Raw genomic sequence first — 14174 nt, 5'->3', positions numbered from 1 at the left:
CGCCGGTCAGTCTGTTGCCGCCTTGGCCCGCAGCCACAGCGCTTCCTTGTCATCCAGCGATAGCGCCGCGAATTGCGGACTGGCCATCGCCTCCATCAGACGGAAACGCCCTTCGAACTTGGCATTTGCGGCGCGCAGGGCAGCTTCGGGATCGACGCCCCGATGCCGCGCCCAATTGACGACCGCGAACAGCAGGTCACCGATCTCCTCTGCAACGGCATCCGGGGTCGGAGCGGCGTCTACTTCGGCAATCTCCTCTATCACCTTGGCACGCGGACCATCGGCATCCGGCCAGTCAAAGCCCGTCCGTGCGGCCCGCTTCTGCAGCTTTTCGGCGCGAAGCAGCGCGGGCAGGCCGATGGCGACCCCGTCCAGCGCCCCGGTTGCGCCCTTGGCACCGCGCTCTTCCGCCTTGATCTGTTCCCAGAGCTGATGGTCGCCACGCTGGTCGGGGCCGAAGATATGCGGATGGCGCCGTTCCATCTTGTCGCTGATCCCGGCGACGACGTCGGGAAGCGCGAAGTGGCCAGCTTCCTCCGCCATGCGACTGTGAAATACGACCTGGAGCAGCAGATCGCCAAGCTCATCCTTCAGATCGGCCATGTCGCCACGCTCGCACGCATCGGCGACTTCATAGGCTTCCTCGATGGTGTATGGCGCGATCGACGCGAAATCCTGCGCCAGATCCCATTCGCAGCCATGCTCCGGATCGCGCAACCGCGCCATGATCGTCACCAGCCGTTCGATCACCGATTTTTCTCCATCCAAGGGCAAGGGGTGGCGGTTGCCGTCAGCACCAGACGCCCCACCGCAAAATTCCAGAAGACTGATAATATACATTATGTAAAATATTGGGCTAGTCGGTCGTGTCGGGCCGAGCCCTCCTGCCTCAGTTTCCTGCCTCCAGCACCAGGTCGTTGCCCTCGACCCGCCAGCCGTTCAAGCGCGACAGAAAGTTCATGCCAAGCACGTCCACGTCGCCAAAGTTCGGCGCGACCAGCGCGCCAAGGTCTTCGGTTTCCAGATCACCGAGCTGAAACCAGCCGATCCGCACCTCGCGCGCCATCACGATGCCATTGGCTGTCGATACCTGGGTAAAGGGTCCGCGATCCGACAATTCGATCCCGGCCGCCTTGGCGGTTTCCATCGACAGGCTGGTGGTCGTTGCGCCCGTATCGACCAGCATCGACCGTTCGACACCGTTGATCCGAACCAGAGCATAGAAATGGCCGTCGCCGGATTTGGGAATGCGAACATTGCCGCCCTCGACCCGCTGATTCGTCATGCCAAGTCTTGCACCGACATCATTGAAAAACCATGAAATCTCGGACTTGAAGGCGACGCCAACCGCAATCACTGCACCGATTGCCAGCCAGCCAAGCACGGATTTCAACATCAGCGACGCTTCGGCACGCCGCGCGATCAGGGATGAAGCCGCCAGGACGAGGACGGCAATCGACGATATCATCGCCAGCACCTGTCCCTCGGTCATACGGCGAGCTCCATTCCGTCATACCCGGGCACGACGCCAGGGGGCAGGTCCCGACAGAGTGTCGCATAATCCATGCTCTGGTCCAGATGGATCAGCACTGCATTCGGCACGCGGCAATGCTCGATCCAGCTTAGCGTTTCGGCCAGATGGGCATGGGTTGGATGCGGCTCCCGGCGAAGCGCATCGACAACCCACAGGTCAACGCCGCTAAAGGTCGCGGCCATCGCCTCGGTCAGGGTATTGCAGTCAGTGGAATAGCCGATCGTCCCGCCATTCGGCCCGGTAAAGCGAAGGCCGGCACTGGTGATGCCGCCATGCGGCTGATCCACCACGGCCACTTCGATGTCCCCGATGGTTAGTCGATCGGGCAGCACTTCCATCGTTGCGCTGGGTCGATAGCCGGCCCGGCCGTGAAAGATATAATCGAACCGCGTTTCGATCTGCTCCGCTGCAAAAGGCCGGGCAAGGCCACGGACAGGGCGGCGAAGGGCGTGCATCATCTGACGCAGATCGTCGATGCCGTGGCAATGATCGGCATGGGCGTGGGTCCAGATCACGGCATCCACGGTTTCCACCTCAGCCGCCAGCAGCTGCTCGCGCATGTCGGGACCGGTATCGATCAGGATGCGGGTGGTTCGCGTGCTGACGATCGCCGACTGGCGTAGCCGGCGATTGCGCGGATTGTCGGGATCGCAGGCACCCCAGTCATTCCCGATGCGCGGCACGCCCGACGAGGTGCCGCACCCCAGGATACGGATCTTCACGCGTCGACCGTCTTTGCGAAGAGGGTATGGAAATTCGCCCGCGTCCGCTCGGCCAACGCTTCCGGGTCAACGCCGCGCAATCCGGCCAGAAAGCGGCAGGTATCGGCGACAAAGGCCGGCTCGCCCGTCTTTCCACGATGCGGCACAGGCGCCAGAAACGGTGCGTCCGTTTCGATGAGCAGGCGATCCTCCGGCAACCACGTAGCCGTTTCCTGAAGATCGCGGGCGTTCTTGAACGTCACGATCCCTGAAATCGAGATATAGAAGCCAAGGCCCAGCGCCGTGCGGGCAAAATCGGCACTGGCGGTGAAGCAATGGATTACGCCGGGAAACACCCCCTGCCCCAACTCCTCGCGCAGGATCGCTGCGGTGTCCGCCTCGGCATCGCGGGTGTGCACCACGACGGGCAGGCCCGTCTGACGGCATGCCGCCAGATGCGACCGGAATGAGGATTTCTGCCGATCCCGGTCGCTATGGTCGTAATAATAATCCAGCCCGGTTTCGCCGATACCGACGACGCGGGGATGCGCGGCGCGGGCAATCAGCTTGTCAGTATCCACATCAGGGTGGCTGTCCGCCTCATGCGGATGGATGCCGACCGTCGCCCAGACGTCCGGCTCCCGCTCCGCGACCGCCAGCACATCGTCCCATTCGCGTTCGCGGGTCGAGATGTTGAGCATGGCGACGACGCCCGTGTCGCGTGCGCGCGCGATCACTGCGGCCTGATCCTCGGCCAGCCCCTTGTAGTTCAGATGGCAATGGCTGTCGGCCAGCTTCACGCAGCAGTCTCCGGTGCTTCAAGCATGATGCGCGGAAAGATGGGGGTCGGCGGCGCGATGCGAAAGCCTTGTGCCGCAAGCCGGTCGTACCAGCCATGGTCCTGCACGCTGGCAAAGCTCAGATCTTCGATCCCGATCTGCGCCAACAACCGAGCGGCCGATGTCGGCACGACCGGCGCGATATGCACGGCAAGGTCGCCGATAACGCGGACCAGCGTGCCCAGCACGGCGTGCATCCGCTCCGGATCGGTCTTGCGCAATGCCCAGGGCGCCTGAGCGTCGATATAGGCGTTGCAGAGGAACACCGCGCTCATCCAGCTTTCCAGTGCCTGGGCGATCGACAACTCTTCGAATTGCTGACGGAAGCGGGCGCACCCCGCACGCACATCGGCGATCAGCGCGGCGTCGGCGGGATCGGCGCGACCGGGTTCGGGAAGCGCGCCATCCAGGTTCTTCGCAATGAAGCTCAGCGTACGCTGGGCCAGATTGCCGAAGCTGTTGGACAGATCGGCATTGGCGCGCGTCGAAATCGCCTCGTCGCTGAACGTCCCGTCCTGACCAAAGCTGATATCGCGGAGCAGGAAGTAGCGAAGCGCATCCACCCCGACCAGGTCGGCAAGCGCGATCGGATCGACGACATTGCCGGTGGATTTCGACATCTTCTCGCCGCGGTTCAGCAGGAATCCGTGCCCGAACACTTGTTTCGGCAACGGCAGCTTGGCCGACATCAGGAAGGCGGGCCAGTACACCGCGTGAAAGCGAACAATATCCTTGCCGATCAGGTGCAGGTCGGCGGGCCAGTATCGGTTCCCCTGCGGTGCATCGGGATAGCCGGCACCGGTTAGGTAATTGGTTAGCGCATCGACCCATACATACATGACATGGCCCGGACTGCCCGGCACGGCGACACCCCAGTCAAAGCTGGTGCGGCTCACCGACAGGTCGACCAGACCCCCTTCTACAAAGCGCAGGATTTCGTTGCGGCGCCCTTCCGGACGGATGAATTCCGGGTTGGCGGCATAGAAATCGAGCAGCGGCTGCTGATACTTCGACAGGCGAAAGAACCAGGTTTCCTCTGCCGTCCATTCGACCGGCGTACCCTGCGGGGACAGCCTTATGCCGCCTTCCCCCTCGGTCAGCTCCTTTTCCTCGTAAAACGCTTCGTCGCGGACCGAATACCACCCCTCATAGCGATCGAGATACAGGTCGCCTGCATCGGCCATCGCTTGCCAGATCGCCTGGCTGGCGCGGTGGTGATCCGGTTCGACGGTGCGGATGAAACGATCATGACTGATGTGAAGTTTGTCCGCCATCTCTATGAAGTAGGACGACATTTCATCAGCGAACGCCCGTGTTTCCTTGTCGGCCTTGCGCGCCGTCTGCACCATTTTCAGGCCGTGCTCGTCCGTGCCGGTCTGAAATCGCACATCGCGTCCCGCCTGACGCTGAAAGCGGGCGATTGCGTCCGCCGCAATCATTTCATAGGCGTGGCCGATATGCGGCCGGCCATTGGGATAATGGATCGCCGTGGTGATGTAATAAGGGTCGCTCATGCCCGCGCTCTAGCGGGGTTTGTCGCCTGTTTGAAGGGCTCAGGCGGCCTTTCGGTCGTCCAGCGCCAATCCCGCGAGGATGCCGGCGATCTCGAACACCGTCGCTCCCGCATCAAAGGATTGCGGCACTGCGACCGACGCGATCGCGCGGACCCGCGCATAGGCATCCAGTGCCTGCCGCAGCGGCTCACCGCGCCGATGCCGGGCATGGTCGGCCACAACCGACGGCGCACGCGCCAGAAACGCCTCATACCGTTCCTGCGCCGCCTTGCCGGACAGCGCCTTGGCCAGATGCAGCCGGATCCGGTTATCGCCATCGCCCTCCGACAGCAGCTTGGCAAAAGCGCGCTCGAGCTCGGCCATGTCCAGATGGGCATAGGCAATTGCCCGCCCCGGCGATCCGGCACCCGCGGCAATCAGGGCGCGGCGATCCTCTGCATTCAGGTCCGGCAAGGCGCGGTCGATGACGACGCCCATTTCCGCATCGCTCAGCGGATCGAACCGCAACAGACGGCAGCGCGACCGGATGGTGGGCAACAACCGGCCCGGCGCATGGCTGATCAGTAGAAAGATGGTCCCCGCCGGCGGCTCCTCCAGGCTTTTCAGCAGGGCATTGGCCCCTTCGCGCGCCAGATCGTCGACCGCGTCGATCAGAATGACCCGCCGTTCGCCCATGCTGGGCCGCGTCGAAAGCATCGGGCCAAGCGCCCGCACCTGATCGACAGTGATCGACCTAGCAATATCGACGTCCGGCTTTTCGGGATCCTTAGGCAAGCGGGCCAGTAGACGGAAATCGGGGTAGGCGGCGGCTGCCATCTGCCGCGCCACGGGATGATCCTCGGCCAGCGGTTCGTCCGTCGGCGCCATGCCCCACCCGCTGGCGGCGAGCAGCCGGGCGGCGGCATGCGTGGCAAAGCTGGCCTTGCCCACCCCCTCTGGTCCCGCGATCAGCCAGGCATGGTGCAGCGAACCGCCACGCGCCGCATCGAAAAAGGCTTCGCGCGCCGGCCGATTGCCGACCAGTGACGTCATGGTGCCAGTTCGCCCGGTCGGTCGAGCAAATCCGTGATGGCGCTCATCACGCGCTGATGCACAGCCTCCTGCGTACCGGATGCCTCGATTGACCTGAACCGGTCGGGATCAGCCGCGACCATCCGCTCGAACTGGGCTGCCACGGCCCGGTGGAAATCGGTATCGCGCGCACCAAACCGGTCGGCGATGCCACCATCGCGCGCCTTGGCCCGCGCCATGCCCGTATGACCGGCAAGATGGAGCAACAGCGTTCGATCGGGCATCAGCCCTTCGCTGCCGAACGCGTGCAGCGCGAGGATCGCGGCATCGTCCATGCCCTGCGCCCCCTGATAGGCGCGCGTCGAATCGATGAACCGGTCGCAGATGACGACCTTTCCCTCGGCCAGTGCAGGCCGGATCACCCGTTCGACATGATCGGCCCTGGCCGCGGCGAACAGCAATGTTTCGGCGCGCGCGCTCCATCGCCCGATATCGCCCTGCATCAACAGGGCTCGGATCGCCTCACCACCCGGACTGCCGCCTGGTTCACGGGTCAGCAGGACGCGGCGGCCCGCCGCCTCGATCGCGGCGACCAGCAGCCGGGCCTGGGTCGATTTGCCCACCCCCTCCCCACCTTCCAACGAGATAAAGACGCCCGGCTGCATGGGATCAGGCGAACAACGACATCAATCCGGCCCAGATGCGGCCGAAAAAGCCGGCTTCGGCCACATCCGCCTCTGCCACCAGCGGCAGCGTCTGCGTCTGTCCACCGGGCAGCGTCACCACCAGATCGGCGACATGGTCACCTGCCTTGATCGGTGCCTTGATCGGGCCGTCATAGACGACCTTGCCCTGAAACTTGGGGCTGGTGCCCGCAGGAACGGTCAGCGTCAGGTTGCGCGGGGCGACCAGGCCGACCTCGCCCGCAGTGCCCATCTGCACCTCGGCAGTCGTCACCCGGCGACCTTTTGCGACCAGCGGCCGCGCCTGCCACGCGCGAAAGCCCCACTGCATGAAACGCACCGATTCCTCGATCCGCTGATTAAAGCCGGTGAGGCCAGCCATCACCATGACCAGCCGACGTCCATCCTGATCAGCCGAACCGGTAAAGCCATAGCCGGCCTCTTCGGTATGGCCGGTCTTCAATCCATCCGCACCGCGGACGCGGCCGAGAAGGGGGTCGCGATTGGCTTGGGTGATGGCATTGCCGGACCCCAGCTGCTTGCCCCAGGTGAAATCGGGTTTGGAGTAGAACCGCTTGTATAGGTCGGGATACCGCTCGATCGTTGCAGTGGCGAGCTTGGCGAGATCGCGTGCCGTCGTATAGGTCCGCCCCTCGTCCGGCCAGCCATTGGAATTGCCGAACTGACTACCCGTCAGTCCGATTTCCTTGGCCCGCGCGTTCATCAGGGCGACGAACGCCTCTTCGGTGCCTGCAATCCCCTCGGCCAGCACAACACAGGCATCATTGCCCGAAAGCGTGATGATGCCGTCCAGCAGATCGGCGACGGTTGGCTGCTCGCCCACCGCCAGGAACATGGTCGACCCCTGCGAATGCCATTTCCGCCAGGTTTCGGGCCGCACCTCGATCTTCTTGTCCAGGCTCAGTTCGCCCTTTTTTATGAGGTCGAACGCGACATAGGCCGTCATGATCTTGGCCATGGACGCCGGGGGCATCCGGCGATCAGCGTCCTTGGCATAGAGCGTCGCGCCAGAGGACAGGTCGACCAGATAGGCGACTGGCGCGGGCGTTTCGAACGGCGGCGTCTGCGCGGGCGCAGGGGCGGTAACGGCAATCAGGAGCAGGCTGGGCAGGATCAGACGCTTCATGGCACTCACGATGGTAAATGGGGTGGACGGAAAGGGGTTAGCGGCTTTCGACGACGCGCGCATCCGGGAAACCGCGCGCAACGACACTGGCACGGGATTTATCGGCGGCGGCGCGGTCGGCGAACGGGCCAGTGCGCACACGGAACAACGTGCCAACAGGGCTTACCTGACCGCCGATGCTTTCCGCCAGCTTGTCCGCCCGGTCGCGTGCCGACAACACGGCGACCTGTACGAAATAGGTCCCCGTCGCTGGTTTCGGTGCCATCACTGGCTTTGGCTTGGCAAGCGGGGCCGGAGCGGATGACGGAACGGGCGCCGCGGGTTTTGCGACGGCTAGTTGCGGGGCCGGCTTTGGCTTGGGCTCAGGCTTTGGCGGTGAGGTGGCGGGCTTGGCTGCTGTAACCGGAGCGACGGCCGCCGCCGCGGCGCTGGACACCGGCAATCGCTTGCGCAGGCCGGCCAGCAGGGCAGGCGGCGCATCCAGCCGCTGCGGCGCCGATCCGGCGCGCAGCACGGCAATCTCCTGCCCCGCCGCATTGACCGGACGGATCCGAACCGGCGCGCGTCCGCCGAGCGTGATGCCTAGCGCGGCCGCCGCATTGGTGGACAGTTCGAACGATGCGGCACTGCCGCCGGACACCACCGTCAGCAGAACCGTCTTGCCCGTATCGATGGACGTTACCTCTGCAACGCTGCCTGCGGGCAGGACCGGGTGGCTGATGCTGGCCGTCCCCGATGCCGTCGTGGCGACGATGGCATATCCGACATCATCGATGCGGGCGGGCGCATCACCGCTGCCCGAAACACCCTGCGGCGCATCGGCCGGCGCGGGAGGCGGACCCTGATCCTGCGCAGCGGCGGATCCGGCCACGGCCAGCATCGCCATTCCCCCCATCAGCCAATGCACCGGCAACTCCCCACCGCTCACGTCAATTGTCCACTTCGTCCGCCAGCAACCCGACCGACAGGGCGTAGAAGTTGGAGCAGTTGTAATCCAGGATCACGCGATAATTGCCGGTCAGCAGATAGGCGGTCTGTCCGGGACCATCCGGTTCCAGCAACGTCGCCTGCACCGTATCAGCCGGCCATACGCCCCGCTGCGGCACGACACCCAGCGCACGCCATTCAGCCATTGTCCGCCATTGGCTGTGGCGTTCGTGCACCCGCGGGCAACGCGGCGATACCAGCCGGTTGGCGATGCCCGACCGGTCGAACGTTGCGGGCACATTGACCGGAATGCCCCAGGGCTGACCGGGTCGCCAGCCAGCATTGACGAAGTAATTCCCGATCGACGCCAGCGTGTCGGCATCACTGCGCCAGATATCGGCCATGCCGTCGCCATCGCCGTCGCGCGCCAGCCGCAACCACACGGATGGCAGGAATTGCGGCCCGCCCGTCGCCCCTGCCCAGCTGCCCATCAGCCGATCCCGCGGAACGCCGCGATCCAGCATCTTCAGCGCAGCCACGAACTCGCCGGCAAACAGGCTGCGGCGGCGACCGTCATAGGCCAGCGTCGCCAGCGCGCGCGGCAGATCGAACCCGCCCATCACCGCGCCATAACTTGTCTCATGGCCCCAGATGGCGACCATGATCGCCTCTGGCACCCCGGTTTCCCGCTCGATCCCCAGCAGCCGCGCCCGATTCGCCTGGTAGGCGCTGCGCCCGCGATTGATCAGCGCCGGCGTGACATGCTGGTTGCGATAAGGGGCAAAGGGCGGAATGCTGTTGGTCGTCACGCCGCCCGGTTGCCCGCGATCCAACTCGATCACGCGCGGATTGAGCGTAAGGCCCGCCAACACGCTGTCCACCGTTTGCGGCCGGACGCCCTCTGCCAGCGCCTGCGCGCGCAATTCGCGCAGATACGCCTGAAACCCCACTTCGTCCTGCGCCCGGGCCGGATAGGTGGCCAAGAACAGGAGCGACAGGGCAAGCATCAGACGAAGCAACATGATCGTGCTGTGCCACAGGCAAGGCGGACGATGGAACCCCCGGCTTCGCCACAAGGCCCCATTTTTCCGCCCGGCGGCGCGGCTTGCGAGAATTGTTGCCGCTGCTAAGGGGAGTGCCGCGCGGAGAGGTGGCCGAGTGGTTTAAGGCAGCGGTCTTGAAAACCGCCGTGGGTTCACGCTCACCGTGGGTTCGAATCCCACCCTCTCCGCCAACGACCGATGGCATCAGCGGCGGAGAATGCATTGACGGGTGAAGGCCTGACCTGGCTGATCGCGGTCATTGCGATTGTTGCGCTGCTCTATTCATCCGTCGGCCATGCGGGCGCATCGGGTTATATCGCCGTGCTGACGCTGGCAGGGCTGGCACCCGCCGAAATTCGGCCCGTTGCGCTGGTACTGAACATCATCGTGGCCAGCATCGGTACCTGGCAATTCTGGCGCGCGGGGCATTTTTCGTGGGGCCTGTTCTGGCCCTTTGCCCTGCTGGCCACGCCAATGGCGTACCTGGGGGGCTGGCTTGCGCTGCCCGCCGACTATCTGAAAATCGCGATCGGGGTGGTGTTGCTCCTATCCTCCGCCAACCTCATCCTGCGCCCTGCCGAGAAGCGGGAGGGACGGCCGCCGCGCCGCGCCGTTGCACTCGCGTCGGGCGGGGTGCTGGGCCTGTTTGCCGGACTGACCGGCACCGGGGGCGGCATTTTTCTGACCCCGCTGCTGATCCTGACCGGATGGGCGCGGACCAAACAGGCGGCGGGCGTCTCGGTACCCTTCATCCTGGTTAATTCTGCCGCCGGACTGGCGGGCAACCTGTCGGCAACGCGCAGTCTGCCGGATTTCATCTGGCCACTGGTTGCGGCAGTCATCATCGGCGGCGGGGTTGGCGCATGGCTCGGCAGCAACCGCCTGCCCCATCAGGCGATCAAGCGGCTGCTGGCGCTGGTCCTGCTGATCGCCGGCCTGAAACTCATCTTCGGTTGACGTCTGCCGTCCGGCTCAGTCGAGCCCGATCATCCGTTCATATTCGTCTTCAGCAAGGGGCTCCTGAAACCGCACACCGGCGGCAAATTCGTCGGTCCAACGGACCTCAGCGATCCGCGGGCCGATGGTCGGAATGGTCAGCCAGATCAGCGCACCAAGCGTTAGCGCGCTATAGGTTTCCAGCCTGGCACCCTCGCGGGACAGGTCAGTCACCCGGCACAGCGCCCGGTCGAGGCCGCCGCGGCCGATCCGGGCATCCAGCGAAACCGGCGTGCGGGCCGCACGGCGGCTGCCGAACAGAATGGCGGGTTCGAACTCGGCGGCAAAACGATGCTGGCGTGCTGCTATGGTCATACCCCGGAGGCTAACCCGGGATGGCTAACAGGCGATTAACGATCCTGCGAAATCACGCATGAAAAAGGCCCGGCGAACCATCGTCCGCCGGGCCGTATTTCGTTCGGGGATCGCCCGCTCGCTTACTTTTTGGCGAGCGACAGGCCGCCGAAGCGCTTGTTGAAGCGCGCAACCTGGCCACCCGCATCCAGCAGACGCTGGTTGCCGCCGGTCCATGCCGGATGCGCCAGCGGATCGATGTCCAGCTGCATCGTGTCGCCTTCCTTGCCCCAGGTGGAGCGGGTTTCGAACACGGTGCCGTCGGTCATCTGCACCTTGATCATGTGATAATCGGGATGGGTATCGGCCTTCATGGGTCAGCTCCGGATGCGGCTGGTTCCGACCAGCCTTGGAAACAAGCCGCGGCCGATAGCCTCGTCCGTCCCAAAAGGCAAGGCGGCGACTATTTCCGGCCGAACAGCCGCTCGATATCCCCATGGGCCAATTTCACCCATGTCGGGCGGCCGTGATTGCACTGGCCGGAATGGGGGGTGACCTCCATTTCGCGCAGCAGGGCGTTCATCTCAGCGACCGAAAGCGCCCGCCCGGCACGGACCGATCCGTGACACGCCATCGTCGCGGCGACATGATCCAGCTTTTCCTTCAGGCTGAGCGCCTCGTCATAGGCCGCAAGGTCGTCGGCCAGGTCGATGACCAGCCCGGCCACATCCCGCGTGCCCAGCATGGCCGGCACGGCCCGGACCAGCACGGCACGCGGGCCAAACCGTTCGACCTCCAGCCCGAACGCCGACAGTTCCTTCGCCCGTGCCTCGATCCGGTCGCACCCCGTTTCATCCAGCTCGACCACCTCGGGCAGCAGCAGCGCCTGCGCCTTGACCCCGCCCTCGCCCATGGCGCGGCGCATCCGTTCCAGCACCAACCGCTCATGCGCCGCGTGCTGATCGACCAGGACCAGCCCATCCTCCGCCTCTGCGACGATATAGGTGCGGGCGACCTGACCCCGCGCGACGCCCAGCGGATAGGAAACCGCCTGCGGCACAGGGTCGCTGGCCGCCTCGGCCCGCGCCCGGGGTGGTTCGGACAAGAACCGCAGTCCAGAATCCGCCACTGAATTGCCGACCGCCTCGGCACCGAAGAGGCCGGGGGCGCTGGCAGGAACCGGCCATTGCGCCATCGGTGGCATTTGCGCCGCAGGGGATGCTCCGCCGGGTTGCCAGTTCGCCATTGCCCCGGCCTGTGCCGCCTGGATGCTGCGATGGCCGGCCGCATCCAGCGCGCGGCGAAGGCCGCTGACGATCATACCGCGGACCAGCGCGGGATCGCGAAACCGCACCTCCGTCTTTGCCGGATGGACATTCACGTCCACCTCGCTGGTCGGCAGGTCGAGGAACAATGCCAGCACCGGATGCCGGTCGCGCGCCAGCATTTCGGCATAGGCACCGCGGACTGCGCCGATCAGCAGCCGGTCGCGAACCGGGCGGCCATTGACGAACAGATATTGATGGTCGGCAACGCCCCGATTGAACGTCGGGATCCCCGCCACGCCGCCCAACCGGTAGCCGTCGCGTTCCAGCGCCACGATCACGCTGTTCTCCGCCAGCGCGCGGTCGGTCAGCGCCGCCACCCGGGCCGGGCGATCCTCGTCCGCCTGCACGCCCAGCGTCCTGCGCCCGTCATGGTCCAGCGAAAAGGCGATGTCGGGCCGTGCCATGGCCAGCCGGCGCACCACATCCATGCAGGCGGCATATTCAGCACGCGGCGAACGCAGGAACTTGCGCCGTGCGGGCACCCGTTCGAACAATGCCTCCATCCGCACGCGCGTGCCGGGGGGCAGCGCCGCCGGCCCCTCCCCCGCTTGTGCGCCATTGTCGATCACGACCGACCAGCCATCGGCCCCGCGCGGACGGGATTCGATGGTCAGCCGGGCGACACTGGCGATGGAAGGCAGCGCCTCACCCCGAAAGCCCATCGTCGTGACACCCTGGATCGCGCCGTCGTCCCACAGCGATTCGGGAAGTTTCGACGTTGCATGACGCTCCAGCGCCAGCCGCATCTCTGCCGGCGTCATCCCGCAGCCATCGTCGCTGACCTCGATCAGGTCGATGCCCCCGCCAAACAGACGGATGGAGATGCGCCCGGCCCCTGCGTCGATGGCGTTCTCGACCAGTTCCTTCAGCGCACTGGCGGGCCTTTCCACCACTTCACCGGCAGCGATACGATTGACCAGATGTTCCGGCAGGCGGCGTATTGACATGACCCCGGCTCTAGCCCAAGCGGCTGCTTTCCGCGACCCGCATCGGCATGAAAATCTCTGCCAGGGCGAGCACCCCTGTGGGGCGGGGAATTGAGGGCCAACGGGCAGCCGCAAGGCGCTCAGGATCACGGTATCGGGCGGTAGGGGTTCATGGTTTTTTCCCGACTTTTCAATTTCATGTCCCACGACATGGCGATCGACCTGGGCACGGCGAACACCGTGGTTTATGTGCGTGGACGCGGCATCGTGCTGAACGAACCCTCTGTGGTCGCGGTGGAAACCCGCAATGGCGAGCGCCGCGTCAAGGCGGTTGGCGACGATGCCAAGCTGATGATGGGCAAGACCCCGGGCAGTATCGAGGCGATCCGTCCGCTGCGCGATGGCGTCATCGCCGACATCGATGTGGCAGAAGAGATGATCAAGCACTTCATCCGAAAGGTGCATGGCGGCCGCAAGTCGATGATGCGCTGGCCCCAGATCGTGATTTGCGTGCCCTCGGGTTCGACCAAGGTCGAGCGCCGCGCGATCCGCGATGCCGCCAGCAATGCGGGTGCGAGCCAGGTATGGCTGATCGAGGAGCCGATGGCGGCCGCGATCGGTGCCGACATGCCGGTGACCGAGCCGATCGGTTCGATGGTTGTCGACATCGGTGGCGGCACGACCGAGGTTGCCGTGCTGTCGTTGCGCGGTCTTGCCTATTCCACCAGTGTGCGCGTCGGCGGCGACAAGATGGACGAAGCCATCGTCTCCTATGTCCGCCGCAACCACAACCTGCTGATCGGCGAAGCGACGGCGGAGCGGATCAAGCAGGAGGTCGGCGTAGCCAAGCCGCCGCTCGACGGGATTGGCCAGACGATCCACATCAAGGGCCGCGACCTCGTCAACGGCGTGCCTAAGGAAATCCAGATCAATCAGGGCCAGATCGCCGAGGCACTGTCCGAACCCGTTGGTGCGATTGTCGAGGGCGTGCGGATCGCGCTCGAAAACACTGCGCCCGAACTGGCGGCCGACATTGTCGATCAGGGCATCGTCCTGACCGGCGGCGGCGCGCTGCTGGCCGGGCTGGACGAGGTGCTGCGCGACGAAACCGGCCTGCCGGTGTCCGTTGCCGAAGATCCGCTGACCTGCGTTGCGCTGGGTACCGGCCGCGCGCTGGAGGATCCGGTGTATCGCGGCGTGCTCCTCGCGGGCTGATCCAGGGAGCGCGGTC

General features: G+C 65.2%; 15 protein-coding genes and 1 tRNA gene. 3 read left to right on the top strand and 13 right to left on the bottom strand.

What is annotated here, in order from left to right; translation table 11 throughout:
- Positions 1-6: 6 nt before the first annotated feature.
- The 10 genes from mazG to ACNI3Q_RS02915 form a co-directional block, all read right to left on the bottom strand.
- Positions 7-750 (bottom strand): nucleoside triphosphate pyrophosphohydrolase, encoded by a 744-nt coding sequence (mazG, locus tag ACNI3Q_RS02960; protein ID WP_426273931.1) that lies wholly within the window; start codon positions 748-750, stop codon positions 7-9.
- A gap of 139 nt (positions 751-889) precedes the next feature.
- Complete coding sequence (locus ACNI3Q_RS02955) at positions 890-1492, bottom strand: retropepsin-like aspartic protease family protein (protein ID WP_426273930.1); 603 nt, start codon at positions 1490-1492, stop codon at positions 890-892.
- Positions 1489-2256 (bottom strand): MBL fold metallo-hydrolase, encoded by a 768-nt coding sequence (locus tag ACNI3Q_RS02950; protein ID WP_426273929.1) that lies wholly within the window; start codon positions 2254-2256, stop codon positions 1489-1491. The genes ACNI3Q_RS02955 and ACNI3Q_RS02950 overlap by 4 nt, the downstream gene beginning before the upstream one ends.
- A complete protein-coding gene (locus ACNI3Q_RS02945) occupies positions 2253-3035 on the bottom strand; it encodes a TatD family hydrolase (RefSeq protein WP_426273928.1) in 783 nt (260 codons plus the stop codon). Before ACNI3Q_RS02945 ends, ACNI3Q_RS02950 begins: the two co-directional genes overlap by 4 nt.
- Positions 3032-4588 (bottom strand): methionine--tRNA ligase, encoded by a 1557-nt coding sequence (gene metG / locus ACNI3Q_RS02940; RefSeq protein WP_426273927.1) that lies wholly within the window; start codon positions 4586-4588, stop codon positions 3032-3034. Before metG ends, ACNI3Q_RS02945 begins: the two co-directional genes overlap by 4 nt.
- A 39-nt stretch (positions 4589-4627) precedes the next feature.
- Positions 4628-5620, bottom strand: coding sequence for a DNA polymerase III subunit delta' (locus ACNI3Q_RS02935; RefSeq protein WP_426273926.1), 993 nt, complete (start codon positions 5618-5620; stop codon positions 4628-4630).
- Positions 5617-6264, bottom strand: coding sequence for a dTMP kinase (tmk, locus tag ACNI3Q_RS02930; protein WP_426273925.1), 648 nt, complete (start codon positions 6262-6264; stop codon positions 5617-5619). The genes ACNI3Q_RS02935 and tmk overlap by 4 nt, the downstream gene beginning before the upstream one ends.
- A 4-nt stretch (positions 6265-6268) precedes the next feature.
- Entirely contained in the window at positions 6269-7429 is a 1161-nt protein-coding gene (locus ACNI3Q_RS02925) for a D-alanyl-D-alanine carboxypeptidase family protein (protein WP_426273924.1), read from the bottom strand.
- A 37-nt stretch (positions 7430-7466) separates the two neighbouring features.
- Positions 7467-8357 (bottom strand): SPOR domain-containing protein, encoded by an 891-nt coding sequence (locus ACNI3Q_RS02920; RefSeq protein WP_426273923.1) that lies wholly within the window; start codon positions 8355-8357, stop codon positions 7467-7469.
- 1 nt (position 8358) lies between these two features.
- Positions 8359-9378 carry a lytic murein transglycosylase gene (locus ACNI3Q_RS02915; protein ID WP_426273922.1) on the bottom strand — a complete coding sequence of 340 codons (1020 nt, stop codon included), beginning with the start codon at positions 9376-9378 and terminating at the stop codon, positions 8359-8361.
- Between the two features lie 122 nt (positions 9379-9500).
- Between ACNI3Q_RS02915 and ACNI3Q_RS02910 the strand changes: the two genes are divergently transcribed.
- Both ACNI3Q_RS02910 and ACNI3Q_RS02905 read left to right on the top strand, forming a co-directional pair.
- Positions 9501-9590, top strand: a tRNA-Ser gene (locus ACNI3Q_RS02910).
- Positions 9591-9621: 31 nt separating this feature from the next.
- Positions 9622-10356 carry a sulfite exporter TauE/SafE family protein gene (locus tag ACNI3Q_RS02905; protein ID WP_426273921.1) on the top strand — a complete coding sequence of 245 codons (735 nt, stop codon included), beginning with the start codon at positions 9622-9624 and terminating at the stop codon, positions 10354-10356.
- Positions 10357-10371: 15 nt separating this feature from the next.
- Here the strand turns inward: ACNI3Q_RS02905 and ACNI3Q_RS02900 are convergent, their stop codons facing one another.
- From ACNI3Q_RS02900 to mutL, 3 genes are all read right to left on the bottom strand, one after another.
- Positions 10372-10710 (bottom strand): PilZ domain-containing protein, encoded by a 339-nt coding sequence (locus ACNI3Q_RS02900; RefSeq protein ID WP_426273920.1) that lies wholly within the window; start codon positions 10708-10710, stop codon positions 10372-10374.
- 122 nt (positions 10711-10832) lie between these two features.
- Entirely contained in the window at positions 10833-11063 is a 231-nt protein-coding gene (rpmE, locus tag ACNI3Q_RS02895; protein ID WP_260019556.1) for a 50S ribosomal protein L31, read from the bottom strand.
- 89 nt (positions 11064-11152) lie between these two features.
- Positions 11153-12964: a DNA mismatch repair endonuclease MutL gene (gene mutL / locus ACNI3Q_RS02890; protein ID WP_426273919.1), complete on the bottom strand. Its 1812-nt coding sequence runs from the start codon at positions 12962-12964 to the stop codon at positions 11153-11155.
- A gap of 150 nt (positions 12965-13114) precedes the next feature.
- Between mutL and ACNI3Q_RS02885 the strand changes: the two genes are divergently transcribed.
- A complete protein-coding gene (locus tag ACNI3Q_RS02885; RefSeq protein WP_260019558.1) occupies positions 13115-14158 on the top strand; it encodes a rod shape-determining protein in 1044 nt (347 codons plus the stop codon).
- Positions 14159-14174 lie beyond the last annotated feature (16 nt).

The sequence above is a fragment of the Sphingomonas eleionomae genome, assembly GCF_049889035.1.
Classification (GTDB): Bacteria; Pseudomonadota; Alphaproteobacteria; order Sphingomonadales; family Sphingomonadaceae; genus Sphingomonas.
Note: the sequence above shows the minus strand (reverse complement) of the source record. Positions and strands in the feature narration are given on the sequence as shown.

Excerpts from the sequence above, each read along its gene's own strand:
- ACNI3Q_RS02935 (WP_426273926.1), bottom strand. The coding sequence starts at position 5,620 with ATGACGTCACTGGTCGGCAATCGGCCGGCGCGCGAAGCCTTTTTCGAT.
- rpmE (WP_260019556.1), bottom strand. The coding sequence starts at position 11,063 with ATGAAGGCCGATACCCATCCCGATTATCACATGATCAAGGTGCAGATG.
- ACNI3Q_RS02925 (WP_426273924.1), bottom strand. The coding sequence starts at position 7,429 with ATGAAGCGTCTGATCCTGCCCAGCCTGCTCCTGATTGCCGTTACCGCC.
- ACNI3Q_RS02900 (WP_426273920.1), bottom strand. The coding sequence starts at position 10,710 with ATGACCATAGCAGCACGCCAGCATCGTTTTGCCGCCGAGTTCGAACCC.
- ACNI3Q_RS02915 (WP_426273922.1), bottom strand. The coding sequence starts at position 9,378 with ATGTTGCTTCGTCTGATGCTTGCCCTGTCGCTCCTGTTCTTGGCCACC.
- tmk (WP_426273925.1), bottom strand. The coding sequence starts at position 6,264 with ATGCAGCCGGGCGTCTTTATCTCGTTGGAAGGTGGGGAGGGGGTGGGC.
- metG (WP_426273927.1), bottom strand. The coding sequence starts at position 4,588 with ATGAGCGACCCTTATTACATCACCACGGCGATCCATTATCCCAATGGC.
- ACNI3Q_RS02955 (WP_426273930.1), bottom strand. The coding sequence starts at position 1,492 with ATGACCGAGGGACAGGTGCTGGCGATGATATCGTCGATTGCCGTCCTC.
- mutL (WP_426273919.1), bottom strand. The coding sequence starts at position 12,964 with ATGTCAATACGCCGCCTGCCGGAACATCTGGTCAATCGTATCGCTGCC.
- ACNI3Q_RS02885 (WP_260019558.1), top strand. The coding sequence starts at position 13,115 with ATGGTTTTTTCCCGACTTTTCAATTTCATGTCCCACGACATGGCGATC.